This window comes from Roseivivax lentus (genome assembly GCF_900156805.1).
In the GTDB taxonomy this organism is placed as follows: Bacteria; Pseudomonadota; Alphaproteobacteria; order Rhodobacterales; family Rhodobacteraceae; genus Roseivivax; species Roseivivax lentus.
On the sequence record NZ_FTOQ01000001.1, the window covers coordinates 681,813 to 699,307 of the forward strand.

14 protein-coding genes are annotated in these 17,495 nt (G+C 67.7%); 4 read left to right on the plus strand and 10 right to left on the minus strand.

The window, feature by feature from the left end; genetic code table 11:
- The first annotated feature begins 76 nt into the window (after positions 1-76).
- A complete protein-coding gene (locus BW990_RS03210) occupies positions 77-1,186 on the plus strand; it encodes a site-specific DNA-methyltransferase (RefSeq protein ID WP_076444900.1) in 1,110 nt (369 codons plus the stop codon).
- Between the two features lie 104 nt (positions 1,187-1,290).
- Here the strand turns inward: BW990_RS03210 and BW990_RS03215 are convergent, their stop codons facing one another.
- Positions 1,291-1,764 (minus strand): pyridoxamine 5'-phosphate oxidase family protein, encoded by a 474-nt coding sequence (locus tag BW990_RS03215; protein ID WP_076444902.1) that lies wholly within the window; start codon positions 1,762-1,764, stop codon positions 1,291-1,293.
- Between the two features lie 117 nt (positions 1,765-1,881).
- Between BW990_RS03215 and BW990_RS03220 the strand changes: the two genes are divergently transcribed.
- Positions 1,882-2,757 (plus strand): DMT family transporter, encoded by an 876-nt coding sequence (locus BW990_RS03220; protein WP_076444904.1) that lies wholly within the window; start codon positions 1,882-1,884, stop codon positions 2,755-2,757.
- A 10-nt stretch (positions 2,758-2,767) separates the two neighbouring features.
- Here the strand turns inward: BW990_RS03220 and BW990_RS03225 are convergent, their stop codons facing one another.
- The 7 genes from BW990_RS03225 to ectA form a co-directional block, all read right to left on the minus strand.
- Positions 2,768-3,508, minus strand: a complete 741-nt coding sequence (locus BW990_RS03225) for a maleate cis-trans isomerase family protein (protein WP_076444906.1) — start codon at positions 3,506-3,508, stop codon at positions 2,768-2,770.
- On the minus strand, positions 3,505-4,659 hold the full coding sequence (locus BW990_RS03230; protein ID WP_076444908.1) for a M24 family metallopeptidase: 1,155 nt from the start codon (positions 4,657-4,659) through the stop codon (positions 3,505-3,507). Before BW990_RS03230 ends, BW990_RS03225 begins: the two co-directional genes overlap by 4 nt.
- Positions 4,656-5,723, minus strand: a complete 1,068-nt coding sequence (locus BW990_RS03235; RefSeq protein ID WP_407690122.1) for a pyridoxal-phosphate dependent enzyme — start codon at positions 5,721-5,723, stop codon at positions 4,656-4,658. The genes BW990_RS03230 and BW990_RS03235 overlap by 4 nt, the downstream gene beginning before the upstream one ends.
- A 185-nt stretch (positions 5,724-5,908) precedes the next feature.
- Complete coding sequence (locus BW990_RS03240) at positions 5,909-7,339, minus strand: aspartate kinase (RefSeq protein ID WP_076445153.1); 1,431 nt, start codon at positions 7,337-7,339, stop codon at positions 5,909-5,911.
- A 19-nt stretch (positions 7,340-7,358) separates the two neighbouring features.
- Positions 7,359-7,751: an ectoine synthase gene (locus tag BW990_RS03245; RefSeq protein WP_076444912.1), complete on the minus strand. Its 393-nt coding sequence runs from the start codon at positions 7,749-7,751 to the stop codon at positions 7,359-7,361.
- A 5-nt stretch (positions 7,752-7,756) separates the two neighbouring features.
- The gene (ectB, locus tag BW990_RS03250; RefSeq protein WP_076444914.1) at positions 7,757-9,052 is read right to left on the minus strand and encodes a diaminobutyrate--2-oxoglutarate transaminase; all 1,296 of its coding nucleotides are present in this window, start codon (positions 9,050-9,052) and stop codon (positions 7,757-7,759) included.
- Between the two features lie 63 nt (positions 9,053-9,115).
- Positions 9,116-9,649 carry a diaminobutyrate acetyltransferase gene (gene ectA, locus BW990_RS03255; RefSeq protein WP_083950463.1) on the minus strand — a complete coding sequence of 178 codons (534 nt, stop codon included), beginning with the start codon at positions 9,647-9,649 and terminating at the stop codon, positions 9,116-9,118.
- 366 nt (positions 9,650-10,015) lie between these two features.
- On the opposite strand from ectA, the gene BW990_RS03260 reads away from it, so the two are divergent.
- The gene (locus BW990_RS03260) at positions 10,016-10,519 is read left to right on the plus strand and encodes a MarR family winged helix-turn-helix transcriptional regulator (protein WP_076444916.1); all 504 of its coding nucleotides are present in this window, start codon (positions 10,016-10,018) and stop codon (positions 10,517-10,519) included.
- Between the two features lie 24 nt (positions 10,520-10,543).
- Here the strand turns inward: BW990_RS03260 and BW990_RS03265 are convergent, their stop codons facing one another.
- Complete coding sequence (locus tag BW990_RS03265; protein ID WP_083950446.1) at positions 10,544-14,836, minus strand: translocation/assembly module TamB domain-containing protein; 4,293 nt, start codon at positions 14,834-14,836, stop codon at positions 10,544-10,546.
- Positions 14,833-16,647, minus strand: a complete 1,815-nt coding sequence (locus BW990_RS03270; protein WP_234990145.1) for an autotransporter assembly complex protein TamA — start codon at positions 16,645-16,647, stop codon at positions 14,833-14,835. The genes BW990_RS03265 and BW990_RS03270 overlap by 4 nt, the downstream gene beginning before the upstream one ends.
- A gap of 387 nt (positions 16,648-17,034) precedes the next feature.
- Here BW990_RS03270 and BW990_RS03275 point away from each other — a divergent pair, with 387 nt between their 5' ends.
- Positions 17,035-17,493 (plus strand): (2Fe-2S)-binding protein, encoded by a 459-nt coding sequence (locus BW990_RS03275; RefSeq protein ID WP_076444918.1) that lies wholly within the window; start codon positions 17,035-17,037, stop codon positions 17,491-17,493.
- The last annotated feature ends 2 nt before the right edge of the window (positions 17,494-17,495 follow it).

Here is a 17,495-nt window from a genome sequence, read left to right on the forward strand (position 1 = left end):
CGCGAATCGCCTTTGACTCAGTCTTTGTCCAACCACTGAGAGCGCAAAGCGCCGTACGTCTTGGGGCAGAGACAAAATGACGAAGATGACCGATCTGAAGAGCGCGCAGGCGCTCCCTCTGAACACGATTCTCGAAGGCGACTGCATCGCTGAGATGGAGGCGCTGCCGGAGGCGTCGGTCGATCTCATCTTTGCCGATCCGCCCTATAACCTGCAGCTCAAGGGCGCGCTGCACCGGCCCGACAACAGCCTTGTCGATGCGGTGGACAACGATTGGGACCAGTTCCAGAGCTTCCAGGCCTATGACACCTTCACCCGCGCCTGGCTGAAGGCCGCGCGGCGGCTTCTGAAGCCCAATGGCGCGATCTGGGTGATCGGCTCCTACCACAACATCTTCCGCGTCGGCGCCGCCCTGCAGGATGAGGGCTTCTGGATGCTGAACGACGTGGTCTGGCGCAAGTCGAACCCGATGCCGAATTTCCGCGGCAAGCGCTTCACCAATGCCCACGAGACGATGATCTGGGCGTCGAAATCGGACGCGGCGAAATACACTTTCAACTACGAGGCGCTGAAGGCGCTGAACGAGGGCATCCAGATGCGCTCGGACTGGGTGCTGCCCATCTGCAATGGCGGCGAGCGGCTGAAGGGCGCGGATGGCCAGAAGGCGCATCCGACCCAGAAACCCGAGGCGCTCCTGCACCGGGTGCTGGTGGCCTCGACCAATCCGGGCGACGTGGTGCTCGACCCGTTCTTCGGCACCGGCACGACGGGTGCTGTGGCCAAGATGCTGGGCCGCGACTGGATCGGGATCGAGCGCGAGGCCGATTACCGCGCCGTCGCCGCCGAGCGGATCGCCAAGGTGCGCAAGTTCGACAAGGCCGCGCTCGAGACCATGAAACCCAAGCGCGCCGAGCCGCGCGTGCCCTTCGGACAGCTTGTGGAGCGCGGCATGCTGCGCCCCGGCGAGACGCTAACCTCGCCCTCGGGCAAGAGCGCGAAGGTGCGCGCCGACGGCACGCTTGTCGGGCTCGACGTGAAGGGATCGATTCACCAGGTGGGCGCGCATCTCGAAGGCGCACCGTCCTGCAACGGCTGGACCTACTGGCACTTCAAGCGCGACGGCAAGATCGTCCCGATCGACGTGCTGCGCCAGCAAATCCGCGCCGAGATGGCCGAGAGCGGCTAAGCCGACCCCCTCCAGTTACCGCCAGTGCCCCACACCGCCTGTGGGGTGCCACTTCCCCGCCTGCCGTCCGGTTGGCGGGGCTTTTCGTTGGCGGGCCTCCGCGCTCAGCCCTCCGGCGCGGGCGGCCATGCCAGCGCCGGACCGGTGCGGAAATGGGACACGTTGTTGGTGAAAACCGTCTCGGGCTCGAGCCGGATCAGCCGTCCCTCGGGATCATCGATGCGCGCGATGTTCTCGATGAACCACGCGTTCCAGTCCCGCTCCTCGGGGCCGAGATACTTGGCGAGAAGCCGACGGAAGCGCCCCGCATCCATGGGCCGGATCGCCGCACGCCCGCGCAGGCCGAGATGCAGCAGGAGGCCCGCCGCGTTGTCGAAATGCACGATCTCCACCGCGCATCGCGGATCCTGCGCGAGCCTGTGCACCGAAGAGCCGGACCGCGCCCCGGGCATCCAGAGCGCCCCGTCTTCCCAGAGAAACCAGACCGGCGCGTTGCGGGGACCCTCCGGCGACATGGTCGCGAGATTGGCCATGAGCGGTTGCGACAGAAGCGCATCGGGATCGAAGCTGCGTGCCATGCCGCGATCCTAGCCCGCGCGGCAGGCCATGTCTGCAGCGGCCGGTGCGCGCAGGCGCGCGCTACCGGCTTGCACCCGGTCCCGGCTCCGGGTCATGTGTCGGCCTGAGGAGACCGCATGGATATTCGCGCAGTGATGATGGGGCTGGCCTTCGCGGCCATGTGGTCGTCGGCCTTCACCTCGGCGCGGGTGATCGTGCAGGCCGCCCCGCCGCTTTACACGCTGTCGCTGCGCTTCTTCATCTCGGGGCTGATCGCCGTCGGGATCGCGCGCGCCATGGGCCAGACCTGGCATCTGAGCCGGGCGCAATGGCGCGCGGTGGTCATTTTCGGATTGTGCCAGAACGCGATCTATCTGGGTCTGAATTTCATCGCGATGCAGCGGGTGGAGGCGTCGCTCGCCGCGATCATCGCCTCGACCATGCCGCTGATCGTGGCGCTTCTGGCCTGGACGGTGTGGCGCGAAAAGCTGCCCCGGAGGGGTGTCGCGGGGCTCTTCGCGGGGATCGTCGGGGTGGCGATCATCATGGGCGCGCGGCTGTCGGGCGGGGCGGACCTGCCGGGGATCGTGCTGTGCATCGTGGCGGCGCTGTCGCTGGCGGTGGCGACGCTGACGGTGCAGAACACCAGCGCGAAGGGCAACGTGCTGATGGTGGTGGGCCTGCAGATGTTCGTGGGCGCGGCGGCGCTGGCTCTTCCTGCGCTCCTCTTCGAGGAGCTGGTCATCGCCTGGTCCGGCACGCTGGTCTTCGCCTTCTGGTACACCGTCCTGGTGCCGGGCGTGCTGGCCACGCTCGTGTGGTTCCTGCTGGTCGACCGGATCGGCGCCACGCGCAGCGCGACCTTCCATTTCCTCAACCCGTTCTTCGGCGTGGTCATCGCCTGGGCGCTTCTGGGCGAGCCGCTGAGCCTGTGGGACGGGCTGGGCGTCGTCGTCATCGCGGGCGGCATCCTCGCGGTGCAGCTCGCGCGGGCGGAGGTGCGCCGGGGCTGAGCCCCCGGGCTCAATGCGCCGCGAAAAGCGTGCCGAGATCGGGACGCCGGTCCGCGATCCCCGCCAGCCGCAGCATGTGCCAGGCCAGAACGGTGTTCGAGGACAGGACCGGCAGGCCGAGCGCCTGTTCGAGCGGGGCGATCACCCCAAGCGTGCGCAGGTTGGTGCAGGACAGGAACAGCGCCTCGGCCCCGCCCTCGGCCATCAGCGCGCGGCCCGCAGCGATGATGGAGTGCGGGGCGATCCGCACCACCTTTTCCTCCGCCGCCTCGTCGAAGGTGCCGAAAAGCGGCGTCTCGATCCCCTCGGACAAGAGCGCGGCGCGCAGCCGGTCGGAGACGGCGGCGACGTAGGGCGACAGGATCGCGATGCGACGCAGCCCGAGCGCGGCGCAAGCCGCGGTCAGCGCGGTCACGGGGTCGGTCACCGCGCGGGCAGGCACCGCCCCGCCGACCAGCGCCGCGACCCGCGCGCGCCCGATCACCGCCGCCCCCGAGGTGCAGCCATAGCCCACCGCGTCGAAGCGCCGGGCCTGCGGCAGGAGCCGCGCTGCGGCCGGCAGGGCCTCGGCCATGGCGCCCAGCGTCTCCTCGGTGACCTCGTCGCCCGAGGGCACGCGGCTGGTCAGCAGGTTCACGCGCAAGGGCATGAGATCGCGCAGATCCCGTTCGAGGCTTTCATCGGCCGACAGGACGATCAGGCCGATCCGGGCCTCGTCGGCATCGAGGCTGTCATAGGGGAAATGCGTCATAGCCCGATCTCCGGGATCGCTGGGCCCGCGGGGGTGGACAGCCATTCGGCGCCATCCTCGCGCAGCACGATGTTTTCCTCGTGCACCATGATCCGTCCGCCCGGCAGCGCGACCGAGGGCTCCAGCGTCAGCACGGTGCCGGCGGGCAGGGGCGTCGTGTCGGCGGGAATGATCGAGGGCCATTCCGTGAGCTGCTGACCGAGGCCGTGGCCGAAGCGGCCCGCTTCCTCGGCGGCCCCGCCATCGGAGGCGATGCGCGCCATGGCGTGAAACAGATCGGCCGGGCTGACACCGGCGCGCGCGGCGGCAAAGCCCGCCGCCGTCGCCTCGATCAGGCGGGCATGGGCCTCCTTCACAGCCGTTGAGGCGGGTCCCATCGACAGGTTGCGATCGAAATCGCAGAAATAGCCCGCGCGAATGAGCCCGGTATCGAGCATCACAACGTCGCCCCGGGCAAGCGGCGTCCCGGTCGCGGGCGAGATCACGTCGAGATAGCCGCCCTGTGCCGCGGCTCCCGCCACATAGGGCACCCAATCGGCGCCTTCGGAGAGGCAGAGCGCCTGGAAATCGCGGAACACTTGGTCGAGCGGCTGACCCTGGGCGAGGATCTCGGGCAGGCGGGCGAAGGCGCGGTCGGCCACGCCGCAGGCGGCGCGGATGGCGGCGATCTCGGGCTCGGATTTCACCATCCTGAGGCCGCGGACGATATCGGCATCCGGCCCCAGATGGCGATCCTGCAAGGCGGCCTGAAGCGCGAAGAAGCCCGAAAGCGGCATGCGCAGATGGCTTTCCATGCCCATGGGCAGGCCGATGGCGCCGCCCGGAGGTGTCAGGTCCGCCAGCGTTGCGGCCAGCAGCGAGATGCCGTCATCGACGAGATCGGGTGCGCGCCAGCTGCGGATATCGGTGATCCAGGTCGTCTCCATCAGCGCGCGGCCGATGGCGGGGATCACCGCCACCGGATCGCCCGAGGCGGGCACGACCAGGAACCAGGGCCGCGTCGGGCTTTCCCAGAACCGCGTCAGGAAGCCCGAGAAATAGCGGAAATCGGGCTCCGTCGTCAGCAGCAGCGCATCGAGCCCGGCGGCGGCCATCGCCGTCTGCGCCCGGTCCACGCGGGTGCGGAACTCATCGGGCGCGAAGCCGCTCATCCTGGGGTCTCGGTCAGGAAGGCCAGCACGCGGGCGTCTTCGTCGAGGCCCAGAGCCGCGCGCATCGGCACGCTTTCCATGAGGGCGGCGACGCCCGCCGCCCCCGAGGGCGTGGTGGCCAGCCCGGCGCGGTCGAGCGCGGGCAGCAGCGCTTCCACCTCCGCGTCGGACAGGGTCACGACCGCATCGGCATCCCGCGCGAGCCCCTTCAGCGCGATGAGCGAGGCCTCCTTGCAATCGAGCCGCCCCATGGACGACACCGGCCCTTCGGTCGTGACCGGGTGGCCCGCGCTCAGCGAGGCGGCGATGCAGGGCGCGGCCTCGGGCTCCACCACCACGATCACCACGTCCGCGCCCCAGGCCTTGCGGGCGCTGGCGGCGACGGCAACCGCCAATCCGCCGACACCCGCCTGCACGAAGATGTGGCTGGGCGGCCGGCCGATCTGGGTCACCACCTCGGCCATCAGCGCGAGGTAGCCCTGCATCAGGATGCGCGGCGCCTCGGTATATCCCTCCCACGAGCTGTCCGACAGCAGCGTCCAGCTATTGGCCTGCGCGGCCTCGGCGGCGGCCTGCATGCTTGCCTCGTAATGAGCCCCTGCGCGGACCACGCGGGCGCCCTGGGCGCGCAGCCGGTCGGCAAAGCCTTCGGGCACGGTCTCCGACAGGTAGATCGCGGCCTCGGCGCCGAAGACGCGCGCGCCCGCCGCGACCGACAGGCCGTGATTGCCGGCGCTGGCGGTGACGTAGCACCGCCCGGCAAGCGCTGTGCGCAGGTCCGCCGCGCCGGTCTCGGTGGCGTCGCGCGCGATCACATGCGCGGCCCCCAGCGCCTTGAAGGAGCCGAGCCCCATGCGTCCGCGTTCGTCCTTGAGGGACAGGCTCGCCACCTCGGCGACCCGCGCGAGGTCCGGCGCGTCGACGAGCGGCGTCTCGCCCGCGGCGGGGCATTGCGCCAGAAGATGCAGGACCGGCGCCACGTCGTCTTCCGGAAACGGGATGCCCGGGGGCAGATCGGGCAGGGTTCCCGTCGCGCGGAAGGGGTTCGGGTGCAGTCGGGCCAAGGCGTCCTCCATCTTTTCGGGGAAGTGGGGCCGCCCGCGGCCGCGATGTCAATCGCGCTCTGCCGCGACGGGGCAGGCGGGCGTCTGAAATCCCGGGGCGCGGATGTGCCGGGACAACCGGGGCGCGCATGAAAAAGCCCCGGACAATGTCCGGGGCTTCTGGGTCGTTTGAATGGGGTGCGGGATCAGGCGACGAGCTTGGCCGTCGCCTCACCCTTTCCCATGAACGTGTCGTGCAGGATCTTGATGCAGGTGTCGCGATCGTCGCGGTTGACCACGAATTGCGCATCGACCGTGCGCGTCGTCTGATGGGCCGAGATCACGTCGATACCGGCCTCGCGCAGCGCGCCGAGCCCGCGCTCGAGCACGTGCAGACCACGCAGATCCCGCCCGATCACCGACGCGATGGCCGTCGAGCGGACATTGATCTCGGAGCTGGGATAGCTCTCGTGCAGCCGCTTCTCGATGGTGCGCATGGCGCTGAGCGGGGCGTCCACGTAATGCGTGATCGTGTTCGCATTCGAGGTCTTGGACACGATGCGCAGGTCATGCTGCGCCAGAAGCTCGAGGATCCGGGCGTCGTAACCCTTCACGCCGACCATGTCCTGCTCGAACAGCTCCAGCGCGAAGACGTCCACGCCGCAGACGATCTCGGCGACGCCCTGTTCGGCCTCCGCCTCGTCGATGAGCGTGCCGGGGTCCTCGGGCTCGAACGCGTTCGTCACGCGCAGCGGCACCTGGGTCTGGCGCAAGGCCTTGGCGGCGGTCGGGTGGATCGCCTCCATGCCCATGTTGGAAAGCTGATCGGCCACGTCGTAATTCGTGTGACCGAGCTTGCGCACGTTCTCGGCGCCGACGAGCTTAGGATCGGCGGAGGAGAGGTGGAACTCCTTGTGGATGATCGCCTCGCGCGCCTTGGTCAGCGCGGCGATCTGGCTGAACGTCACCTCGGAATAGCCGCGGTCGTACTTGTTCATCAGCCCTTCGGCGCATTGTGCGTAGCCGGTGATGATCGGCATCTCGCTGTCGATATCGACCCCGTCGAGACCGTCGCGGATACGATCCTCGAGGCTCATCTCGCGGTCGTCGCGCCAGCCCGACAGGTCCACGAAACGCGCATTGATGCCGTTTCGGCGCAAGAGCAGCGTGGTGACATAGGCGGAGTGCGCCTCACCCAGGCCCGACAGCAGCTCGCGGGTGACGGACATGTGCTGCGACAGCCGGAAATGCCCGTAGGAGCAAAGCCGGTGCAGGTCGATCAGGCAATTGCGCGCGCCCTCGACCCGGTCGCGGACGAAATCGTTCGCATCGGACCGGTCGGCGGCATGGGTCAGCAGGCGGTCATGCGCCTCGCGCATCAGCTTGTCGACCTTGGACAGCGCGCCCATCCAGCCGTGCTCTTCGGTGTTCTCGGAGAAATGCGCGTAGACGCCGGGCTCACCGGACTTCTTGTGCTCCAGAAGCGCGTTGGTGATCCCGCCGAAGGCCGAGACGACGAACATCCGTCCGTAGCTGGGCGTGCCCACCTGGAAGAGCGGCTCAAGCAGCTCGTCCAGGCGCGACATCGACGTGCCGCCGATCTTCTCGACCGTGTGGTTCTTGAACTCGGTGGTCATGAATACCCCGTGAATATGGTTAGGCCGCTTCGTCAGGCGCGGCATAGGAGCCGTCTTCGCGGTGCACTTCCTTGCCGGTGACCGGCGGATTGAAGCAGCACGCCATGACAAGCTCTTCCTCGGCCCGCAGCGTGTGCTTGTCGTGCTGGTCGAGCGCGTACATCACGCCGGGCTTGATCTCGTGCGTCTCGCCGGTGGCCAGATCGGTGATCGAGCCCTTGCCGGACATGCAGTAGACACTTTCGAAGTGGTTCTTGTAGTGGAACGTGTGCTCCGAACCGGCCTTCAGGTAGGTGATATGGAACGAGAAGCCCATGTTGTCATCGGCCAGAAGCATCCGGACCGAGGTCCAGTCCGCATCGGAAACGGCCCGGTCGGTGCCCTTGAGTTGGTTTTCGTCGCGAACGATCATGTCGATTACTCCGCTGCAATTTTGTTGGTGGCGGACGCTTCGCGCACGGCCTCGAGCAGGATGTCGAGGCCTTTCTGAAGCGTCTCGGTCGGAACGGTCAGGGCGACGAGCACCTTGACCACTTCGTCGTCGGCACCCGAGGTCTCGATGATGAGGCCCTTCTCAAAGGCACGGGCACAGATGTCCGAAGCCATCTCGCCGGAGCCCACGTCGACGCCCTGCATCATGCCGCGACCCTTGAGCTTGGCGCCCGGGATCTCGTCGGCGATGACCTGTAGACCGGCGGTCAGCTGCACGGCCTTTTCCTGCACCTGGGTCTGGAAGCTGTCATCGGCCCAGAACTTCTCCAGCGTCACGCGGCCGGTGACGAAGGCGTGGGTGTTGCCCCGGAAGGTGCCGTTATGCTCGGCCGGCTTCCAGATATCGTGCTGCTTCTTGATGAGCAGCGCGGCGAACGGCAGGCCGAAACCCGAAAGCGATTTCGCCTGGGTGATCATGTCGGGCTTGATGCCCGCTTCCTCGATCGAGAAATAGGTGCCCGAGCGGCCGCAGCCCGACTGGATGTCGTCGATGATGAGCATGGCGCCGTGCTTTTCGGCAAGCTTGGCGATGCCCTGCATCCATTCGATGGACGCGGCGTTCAGACCGCCTTCGCCCTGGATCGGCTCGAAGATGAAGGCGGCGGGTGCGTCGATGCCCGAAGAGCTGTTCTCCAGCATCATCTCGATCTGGCTCAGCGTGTCGACGCCTGCGCCGAAGGCCCCGTCATAGGGCATGTGCGTGACGCCGCAGAGACCGCCGCAGGAATTTCCCGCACCGGCGCGCTTGCTGGCATTGCCGGTGAGCGACAGCGCGCCCATGGTCATGCCGTGGAAACCGTTGGAAAAGGTGATGATGTTGCGACGGCCGGTGACCTTGCGCGCAAGCTTCATCGCCGCCTCGACGGCGTTGGTGCCCGTGGGGCCAGTCATCATGACCTTGTAATCGTCCATGCCGCGCGGCTTCAGGATGTGGCTCTCGAAGGTCTCGAGAAAGCGCGCCTTCTCGGTGGTGTACATATCGAGACCATGCGCGATGCCGTCGCCCATGATGTGCTCCACCAGCGCCGTCTTCATGTCGGGGTCGTTGTGCCCGTAATTCAGCGACGAGCAGCCGGCGAGAAAGTCGATATAGGTCTTGCCGTCCGCATCGGTCATCTCGGAGCCCGCAGCTTTGGTGAAGACGGTATCGAAATTGCGGCAGTAGGAACGCGCCTCGGATTCGCGGCGCTCGAAAATATCTTTGGTGACGGTCGTCGACATGGGACGTCCTTTCTTAGGGGGGATATGAGAGGAAAGTAGGGGCGGAACGGTGCGCGGCCAGTGTCAGGCCGCGCTCTCGATGATCGCCTCACGGAAGGTGATCGTGACCATGTGTTCGGTCGCGTGCTCACCGTTGAAGTGCGTGTCGCGGGTGAAATGCGCCTCGGAGGAGAGGATGGCATTGTTCTTATCCGCGAAGCTTTGGAACAGGCCCCAGGAGGCCTCGTTGTCCAGCGTGATCGTGGTCTTCATGCGCTTGCAATCCTCGGCCTCTTCGCGGGCCATCAGGGCAGAAAGCATGCGGGTTCCAAGCCCGATACCGCGTGCGTCGGACGAAACGGCGACCTGCCACACGAACATCGAATCGGGGTCCTGCGGCGTGATGTAGGCCGAGATCCAGCCGACGATATCGCCATCCATCTCCGCCACGACGCAGGTGTCGCGGAAATGATCGGCCTGCAGCAGGTTCGCATACATCGAGTTTTCATCGAGCGGCTTGCAGCTGCGGATGAGTTCCCAGATGGCAGCGCCATCCTCGCGCACGGGTTTGCGGAAGGTGACAGTACCGTCGGAATCGGTTTGTTGCAGGGTTTGCACGGGTTTCGCCTTCTTCACACGATTTGCTTTGCCTGATAAAGTATAATGCCCGGAGAGGATACTTCAAGGGACTAAGTAATTTTCTTCCCCAAGCCTGACGCAAACCGGATTTGCGCCAATGATTGACCGAAAACCCTAGGGTTTCCTGAAGAAAATAGATAAAACTGACCAAGATTGCTGAATTGCATTATCGCAAATACAGTTTTGCGAGTCAAGGTTCTTCCGGGAGATTGCATTCAAATATAGTGAGCCTAACTAAGTAACATGCTTGATAAACACCAGACCAACGGCTTAGATGAACGCGACGCGCTTTCGACGGCGCAGAATGCCGTGGCGCAAGCCTTTGGAACGGAGCCGGATCATCGTATGGACAGGACCGACACGAGCCTCGTGGCTCTCAGGCGAATCCTTCGCGCGACAGAGGATTACGGTCGCAACCTCGCGCGCGACGCGGGCCTGACGGCCGTGCAACTGCGCGTCCTGCAGATCGTGGCGGAGACCGGCAATTGCCACCCCTCCGAGATCGCGAACCGGATGGGCGTCAGCCAGGCGACGATTTCCGTGCTCATCAAGAAGCTCGAGAAATTCGGCCTTCTGGAGCGCCACCAATCTGCCGAAGACCGCCGCCAGATCGACCTGACCATCACGCGCGAAGGGCAGGCGCGGCTGCAATCGGCGCCCAACGCGCTGCAGCAGCGCTACGTCCAGAAATTCGAAAGCCTGCCCGATTGGGAGCAGTCGATGATCGTCGCCGTGCTCGAACGCGTGGCGATGATGCTGGATGACGGCGACTACGATGCCTCACCGGTTCTGGCCACCGGCGAGATCACCCGCGCCGGGCGCGACGCGCAGACCCGCGAAAAGGTCTGAGGCCCGGGCGCGGCGCCGCCCCCGTCAGTAATCCCGTTCGTAATAGATGCCCACGCCGGTATTGCCGGTCGACGTCACCGTGCCCCGCGCGGTGATGTTGTTCGTGATGTCGAGGTTGAGGTTGATCTCCGTCTCGCCGCCCGAGTTGACCGTCACGTCCGTATAGGCGTTCTCGCCGATATACTTGCCCACGCTGACCGAGGTCGTGCCGTCCTGCGCGGTCTGCAGATCGAGGTTGTCGAGCCCGGTATTGGCGCGCAGCGTCTCGGATATGCCGGGCCCGCGTCCCGCCAGCGTATTGATCGCGCCCGCGATCCGCAGCGCCTGCAGCGCCGAGATCTCCGACAGGTCGCGCCCGAAGAGAAGGAGCGACAGCACCTCCTCCTGCGGTCGTTCCGGCGTCGATTCGAAGGTCACCTCGGGGTCGGAGACTTGACCTTCGATGATCACGCGGATCTGCGTCTCGCCGCTTTGGGTTTCGGCCACGACGCGGATGAAGGGGTTGAAATCGCCCTCGGGCGCGATCGTCGCCTCGTCGAGTTCGATCCGCTGCCCGAGGATGTTGAGCCGTCCGCGCACCAGCTCGAAGCGCCCGCGCGGCTGGATGTTCTGCAGGCTGCCGCCGACCTCCAGCGTGCCGCCCAGCTCCGCATCGAGGCCACGGCCCCGGATGAAGATGCGCGAGGGCGCGTTCACGGTCACGTCGAGCCCGTAATTCAAGCCGCCGCCGCTGCGCCGGGCCTGCGGTTCGGGCTCCGGTTCGAGGCCCGCGCGCAGGAGCGTCTGGCGCACGGCGCTCGATTCGCCCACATGGGTCACCGGGAACCCGAGCGCGGTCGCGCCGCCGCCCGAGGGCACGCGCACCTCGGTCTGGCCCAAGTCGATCTGCCCGCTCAGCAGCGCGGTCGAGGCCAGCGCCCCGGTCAAGGCCAGCTGCCCGTCGAGCGTCGTCTGGAACAGCCCCGGATCGGCGAGCACGACATCGTCGAGCACGATCGTCAGATCGCCGTCGAAGGGCGGGGCGAGGGCCACTGGTCCCTCGACGCGCAGCGCGCCGCCGGTGGCGACATCGCCGCTGAGGTTGATCTGCGCCTGCGCGCCGTTCAGCCCGATCTCCGCATCGATGCCGGTCAGCGCGATGCTTTGCGACGGGATGGTGAATTGCGCGCCCTGCGTGGTGATCCGGCCCGACACCGCGTCGAGCCCCGGCGCACCGTTCACCGAGAGGTCGAAATTCGCCGTGCCGCCGATGAGGTTGGGTTCGAGGAACGGGTTGGCGAGGCCAAGCGGCGCGGAGCCCGCGGCGTCCAGCGCCAGCGTCGATCCGTCGCCCGCCACCGTACCCTGCACGCGGGCCTGCGCGCCGCCCACCGCGGTCAGGCTCGCATCGACGCGCCAATCGTCGCCGGTGCCGACGGCATTTCCCTCGACCGTGGCCGGGCCGTTGAATTCGGGCACGAAGAGGCCCACATCGGCCAGCCGCGCCGCATAGACGATCTGGCTGCCGTCGCTGGAATAGGAGCCGCTGGCCTGCGCATCGAGTTGCGGCGTGTCGAGGTTGAATTCCTCGATCACGAGGATGCCGGCGCCGGTCCGGCCCCCGCGGAAGCGCAGATCGGTGACGCCGCCGCGCAGAAGCTGGTCCACCGCGGCGATGCCGCTGGACAAGGCCGCGGCTTCCGCATCGAGCGTGATATCCGCCGCACCCGTCGTCAGATCGTAGGCGCCGCTGGCGGTCGCATCGACCGACCCCGACAGCGGGCGTCCGATCAGGCCCGCATAGGCGCCCAGCGTGTTCACCGCCAGCGCCACGTCGCCCGACACCGATTGCGGCATCATCTCCTGAACCACCGCCACCGCGTCCACATCCGCCGTCAGCCCGCCCGGTCCGGAGGCGTCGAGCGTGATATCCCAATCCTCGCCGCTCTGGCTCGCGGTGCCGGTCACCCGCGCGCCGCCCGACATGGAGGAGACCACGTCGCCCAAATCGCTGAGACGGATGTCGAACTCCGCCCCGCTGTCATCCTCGAGGTAGCGCCCGCTGGCATCCACCGACAGGCGCGCGCCGACCACGTCCAGAAGCCGCAGCAAGTAGCCCTCTTCGGTTTTCGCGCCGTCGAGGGTGAAGGTCGTGCGGCCCGCGAGCAGGCGGTCGGCTTCGGCAATGCCGGTCACCGGATCGGTGAGGGCGCCCGATGCCGCGATGCGCGCCGTGGCCAGCGTCAGGTCGGCGCTGCCTTCGGCGGTCAGGCTGACCGCGCCGCCTAAGGAGCGCCGCGCGACGCCGGAATAGACCGACAGGTCCGCCACGTCGGCGGTCAGCGTGCCGCCCACGGCCTGCAGTTGCCCTTCGAGGAGCTGCAGCGCCGCATCGATCACCGCGCGGGTCCCGCCGGGGCCGCTGATATCGCCCGCGACCTGCCAGGCGTCGCCGTCGTTTCGCGCCGTGCCCGAGAAATCGAGCGCGCCGGTCAGCTCCGGCAGGATCTCGGAGATCTCGGCCAGCGACAGGTCGATCTCGGCATTGCCGGTTTGCCCGCCGAGCCGGCCCGAGGCCGAAAGCTGCGCTTCGGGGGCATCGACGGTCAGGCTGCGCAAGAGGATGCCCGCGCCGTCGCGCCGCGCGCTGAGGGCGAGTTCGGTCGCCCCGTCGAGCAGGCGGTCGGCCTCGGCGATGCCGGTCACGAGGTCGCGGACGGTGCCGGTGATCTCGGCGTCGAAGGCGCCCGAGAGCGGCTCCACCCGGCCCGAGACCCGGGCATCGGCGCCGCCCGACAATGGCCGGCCCGCAAGGGCGGAGAAGCGCGCGATATCGTCGGTGGCGATCTGCAGATCGCCGTCGATGGCGAGGTTCAGGTTGTCGGTCAGGCCGCCGATCTGCAGCGCCCCGTCGATGGCCACGCCCGCCCCGTCGAGGTCGATCTCGGTCAGGCGCAGCGCCTCGCCTTCCTGGAAGGCGAAGGCCAGAAGGCCGTTCAGCGTGGTGCCCACCGCCTCGGCCAGCGCTGGATCGGCGAAGGCCAGCGCGTCGCTGGTGATGTCGAGGCGGCCATCGATGCGCCCGATGGCGTTGCCGGTGCCGCGGATCAGCGTGCCCGCGCCGTCGATGCGGAACTGGTCGGCCGAGAGGGTCGGCTGATCGAAATCCACCACCGAAAGTTCCGCGGTCCAGCCATCGCCCTGCGACGCATCGTAGCGCACGTTCAAATTGGCGCTGTCCATGCGCGTCACGGGGCCGGGGATCGGCAGCTGGATCGGGCTGCCCTCCGGCCCGTCGATGCTGCCCGTCAGGCGGATCCGCTCGGGCCATTTGTCGGGGCCGAGGGCCAGATCGCCGTTCAGCTTGATCGCCTCGCTGTCGAGGGCAAGCGTGTCGATCGTCAGCGCCCCGGTGGCGAGGCTTTGGCCCGCGACATCGAGGCTGAGATTGTCGCCGAAGAATTCGCGGTTCTCGGGCGCCAGCAGCGGGCGGATATCGCCGGCGATCTGCGCGCGGAACCCGGTGCCCTCCTGCGCGCCTTCGAGCGCCCGCACCTCGACCTGACCGGTGATGCGGTCCTCGCCATCGGTGGCCAGCAGGATATCGGCGGTGAAGTCCGACAGCGGGCCCTCGCCCGCGATGGAGGCCGCGACGGGCGGCTCGCCCGGCAGGTTGATGAGCTTGGCGGTGATCCCGCCCGCGGGTTCCTCGAGCGACAGGTCCAGAGACAGCACGCCGGTCTCGTTCAGGAACGAGCCGACAAGGCTGAGCGATCCGCCCCGGTCGATCCGGTCGATGGCGATATCCACCTCGCCTTCGCCGCCTTCGAGGCTCGCGGAACCCTCGAGCTTGACGACGGCCTCTTCGCCCAGAAGCGGCGCGCCGAGTACCACGCGTTCCGCGGCGATGCGCCCGATCTGCACCGAGACCGGCAATTCGGGCAGGCTGAACGGCCTGGCCTCGGCATCGGGCAGTTCGGTGGTCTCTTCGCCGGACCCGCCCGGCAGGCGCGGCACGAGGATCTCGTCGGCCACCAGCTGGTTGACCGAGACCCGCCCGCGCAGCAGCGCCGCGCGGTTCCAGTCGAGCACGACACCGTTCAGCGTCAGCCAGACACCGTCCGCATCGGCGATGGTCAGCGATTGCAGCGTCGCCTCGGAACTCAGCGCGCCTTCGAAGCCCACGACGTCGACCTGGAAGCCTTCGCCGGACAGGTTGTCCTCGATCAGCGCTTCGAGCCGACCGCGTTCGCTGTCGTCGCGCTCCTGCGCGAGGGTGACGGAGGGACCCGCGATCCAGACGCCGGCGGTCAGAAGGGCAGTGGTGAGATGTCTCAAAAGGCTTGTCCGATCCCGATATAGATTTGCACGCCGTCGCCGGTCTCGCCGCCGACGGGCGTGGCCACGTCGAAGCGGATCGGCCCGATGCCGGTCTGGTAGCGCAGGCCGAGCCCCGCGCCCGCATGCCATTCGCCCGACCCGTCATAGAAGGATTCGGCGCCGATATAGCCCGCGTCGTAGAAGGCCACGACGCCGATCGCGTCGGTCACATCCTGGCGAAACTCGCTCGACAGGCCGAGGAAGCTGCGCCCGCCGATCTTGTCGCCCTGGCCCAGGTCGACCGACAGCGACTGGTAGGGCTGGCCGCGCACCGTGCCGCCGCCGCCCGAGGTATAGAGAAAATCGGGCGGCGCGCTTTCCACGTCCGGGCCGACCACCGATCCGAGTTGCAGCCGGAAGGCCGCGACGCTCGGATCGCCCTTGCCGAAGCCCAGATAGGCGCGCGCGTCGAGGTCGAATTTCAGCCCGCTCTCGGTTCCGGTGATGCCGCCGAAGGGCGTCGCCGTGGCGGTCGCGTAATATCCCTGGCGCGGGTTCAGCTCGTTCGAGCGGACATCGTAGGTCAGCGTCGCGGGCAGCGTCACCAGCAGGAAGTCCCGCGTGCCGAGGTCGTCCTCGGTCCGCGAAAAGGACAGCCCGAGGCCCAGCTCCGCGGTGTAGCGGTCGTTGAGCACCCGGGTGACGCCGACCTCGGCCTCGGCGCGGTTCGAGATGTAGGTCGGCTCGTCCTCGCGCGTCAGCGACGCGGTCAGGTAGCCGTTCGTGTCGGCGCCGTAGATTGCCGGGATGTCGAGACGGCCGGAGATGCTGTAGTCGACGCCGCTTTCGGCGGTGCCGATATTCGAGATGGACCCGTCGAAGCGCAGACGCTCCGCGCCGCCGAAGATGTTGCGGTGCATCCAGAACGCGGTCAGCGCCACGCCTTCGAGCGTGGAATATTCCGCGCCGAAACCGATGCGGCGGGGTTTGCGGTCGCTGACCTCGAGGGTCATGTCCATGGTGCCGTCGGGCGCGACGGTCTCGGCCTCGCTCAGCGTCACCGAGGAGAACGCGCCGGTGGCGCGCAACCGGCCGGTCACGGTCGTCACGTCGTCGGGATCGAAGCGCTGGCCCTCGGGAAAGCCCGCGATGCGCCGCAGGGCGGCGGGCCGGACCGCGCTTTGCGAGCCGAGGATCATCTCGCCGAAACGCACGCGCGGACCCTGGTCGATGCCGATGCGGATCGCGAGTTCTGCCGCGTCGTGGAAGGCCGTGGCGCTTTCGGAGGCGGTGCGCGCCTTGGCATAGCCCTCCTGGCGCCATCCCTCGATCGTGGCGGAGACCGCGTCGCGGACCACGGCGGTCTTCGCGACCTCGCCCGGCGCGAAGCCCTCGGGCAGCTCCGTGTCCTTGTGCACCGGGGCGATGGTGGTTTCGCGGAAGGTGAAACGCGGGCCCGTCTGAACCCGGATCACCCCGCGGCGAAAGGCCTCCGGCAGCGCCAGAAGCTCGATCTCGGAGGCTTCGCGGCCATCGAGTTCGATCGACACCACGCCGCTGAAATAGCCCTGATCGTAGAGCACGCCCACCACGTTGGCGTAATCGGAGAGCGCGGCTGCCGCGACCTCCTGCGGTGTCGTCAGCCCCTCGGCCTCGCCGGAGACGAGGGAGGAGGCGGCTTCGATGGCCGCCGCGATATCCTCCTGGACCGCTTCCGAGGGGGCGTCGACGCGAATGTCGATATCGCTGAGGGCAAAGGCTGGCAGGCAAAAGACCACCGAACTCAGAATTCCCGCGATGCTGCAGGGGATCATGCGCGTGGGATACAAGTAAGCTCTCCTGCCGGGAACGGGGAAGGGTCGGGCCGTGCGGTCTGTATCTTATCCTAGCGTCAGGCACACCCGGCTTCCACCTCCCGGCGGGGGCAATCACACGGAATCGTGCGAAAGGTCCGCCCCGGGAGTGCTTTTGCCGCCCGCGGGCAGCTGTTCGAGGCCCGCCCGATTTCGGGCGCGGGCCCTGCCGGTGGCGCGCCGGTGGAAAAGACATGGACCGCCGGGCGGGGCGGATTAGGTGGCCTTTGAGAATCATCTATGACGGGTCCATCTGAGAATCATCTATGACGGGTCCATCGCCGCGCCGCGCCCCCGGGTGTTCCGCTGCATCCTTGCGCGCCTTCCGCGGCACCGGACCCGTTCCAATCCAAGGAGACAGACATGGCCACCTTCACCGTGAACGGAAAATCGGTGACGCTCGACGTCGACGACGACACGCCGCTCCTCTGGGCCTTGCGCGACGAGCTGCGCCTGACCGGCACCAAGTTCGGCTGCGGCATCGCGCAATGCGGCGCCTGCACCGTGATGCTGGACGGCGCGCCGGTGCGGTCCTGCCAGACGCAGGTCGGCACGCTCGACGGGGCTGAGATCACCACGATCGAGGGGCTGGACGGGCCCGAAGCCGAGGCCGTGCAGAACGCCTGGACCAAGATCGACGTGCCGCAATGCGGCTGGTGCCAGTCGGGTCAGGTGATGGCCGCGACGGCGCTGCTGAAGGACACGCCGAAGCCGTCGGATGCCGATATCGACAACGCGATGTGGGGCAATGTCTGCCGCTGCGCGACCTATGTCCGCATCCGCGCCGCGATCCACGACGCCGCCGACACGCTGGAGGGCTGAGC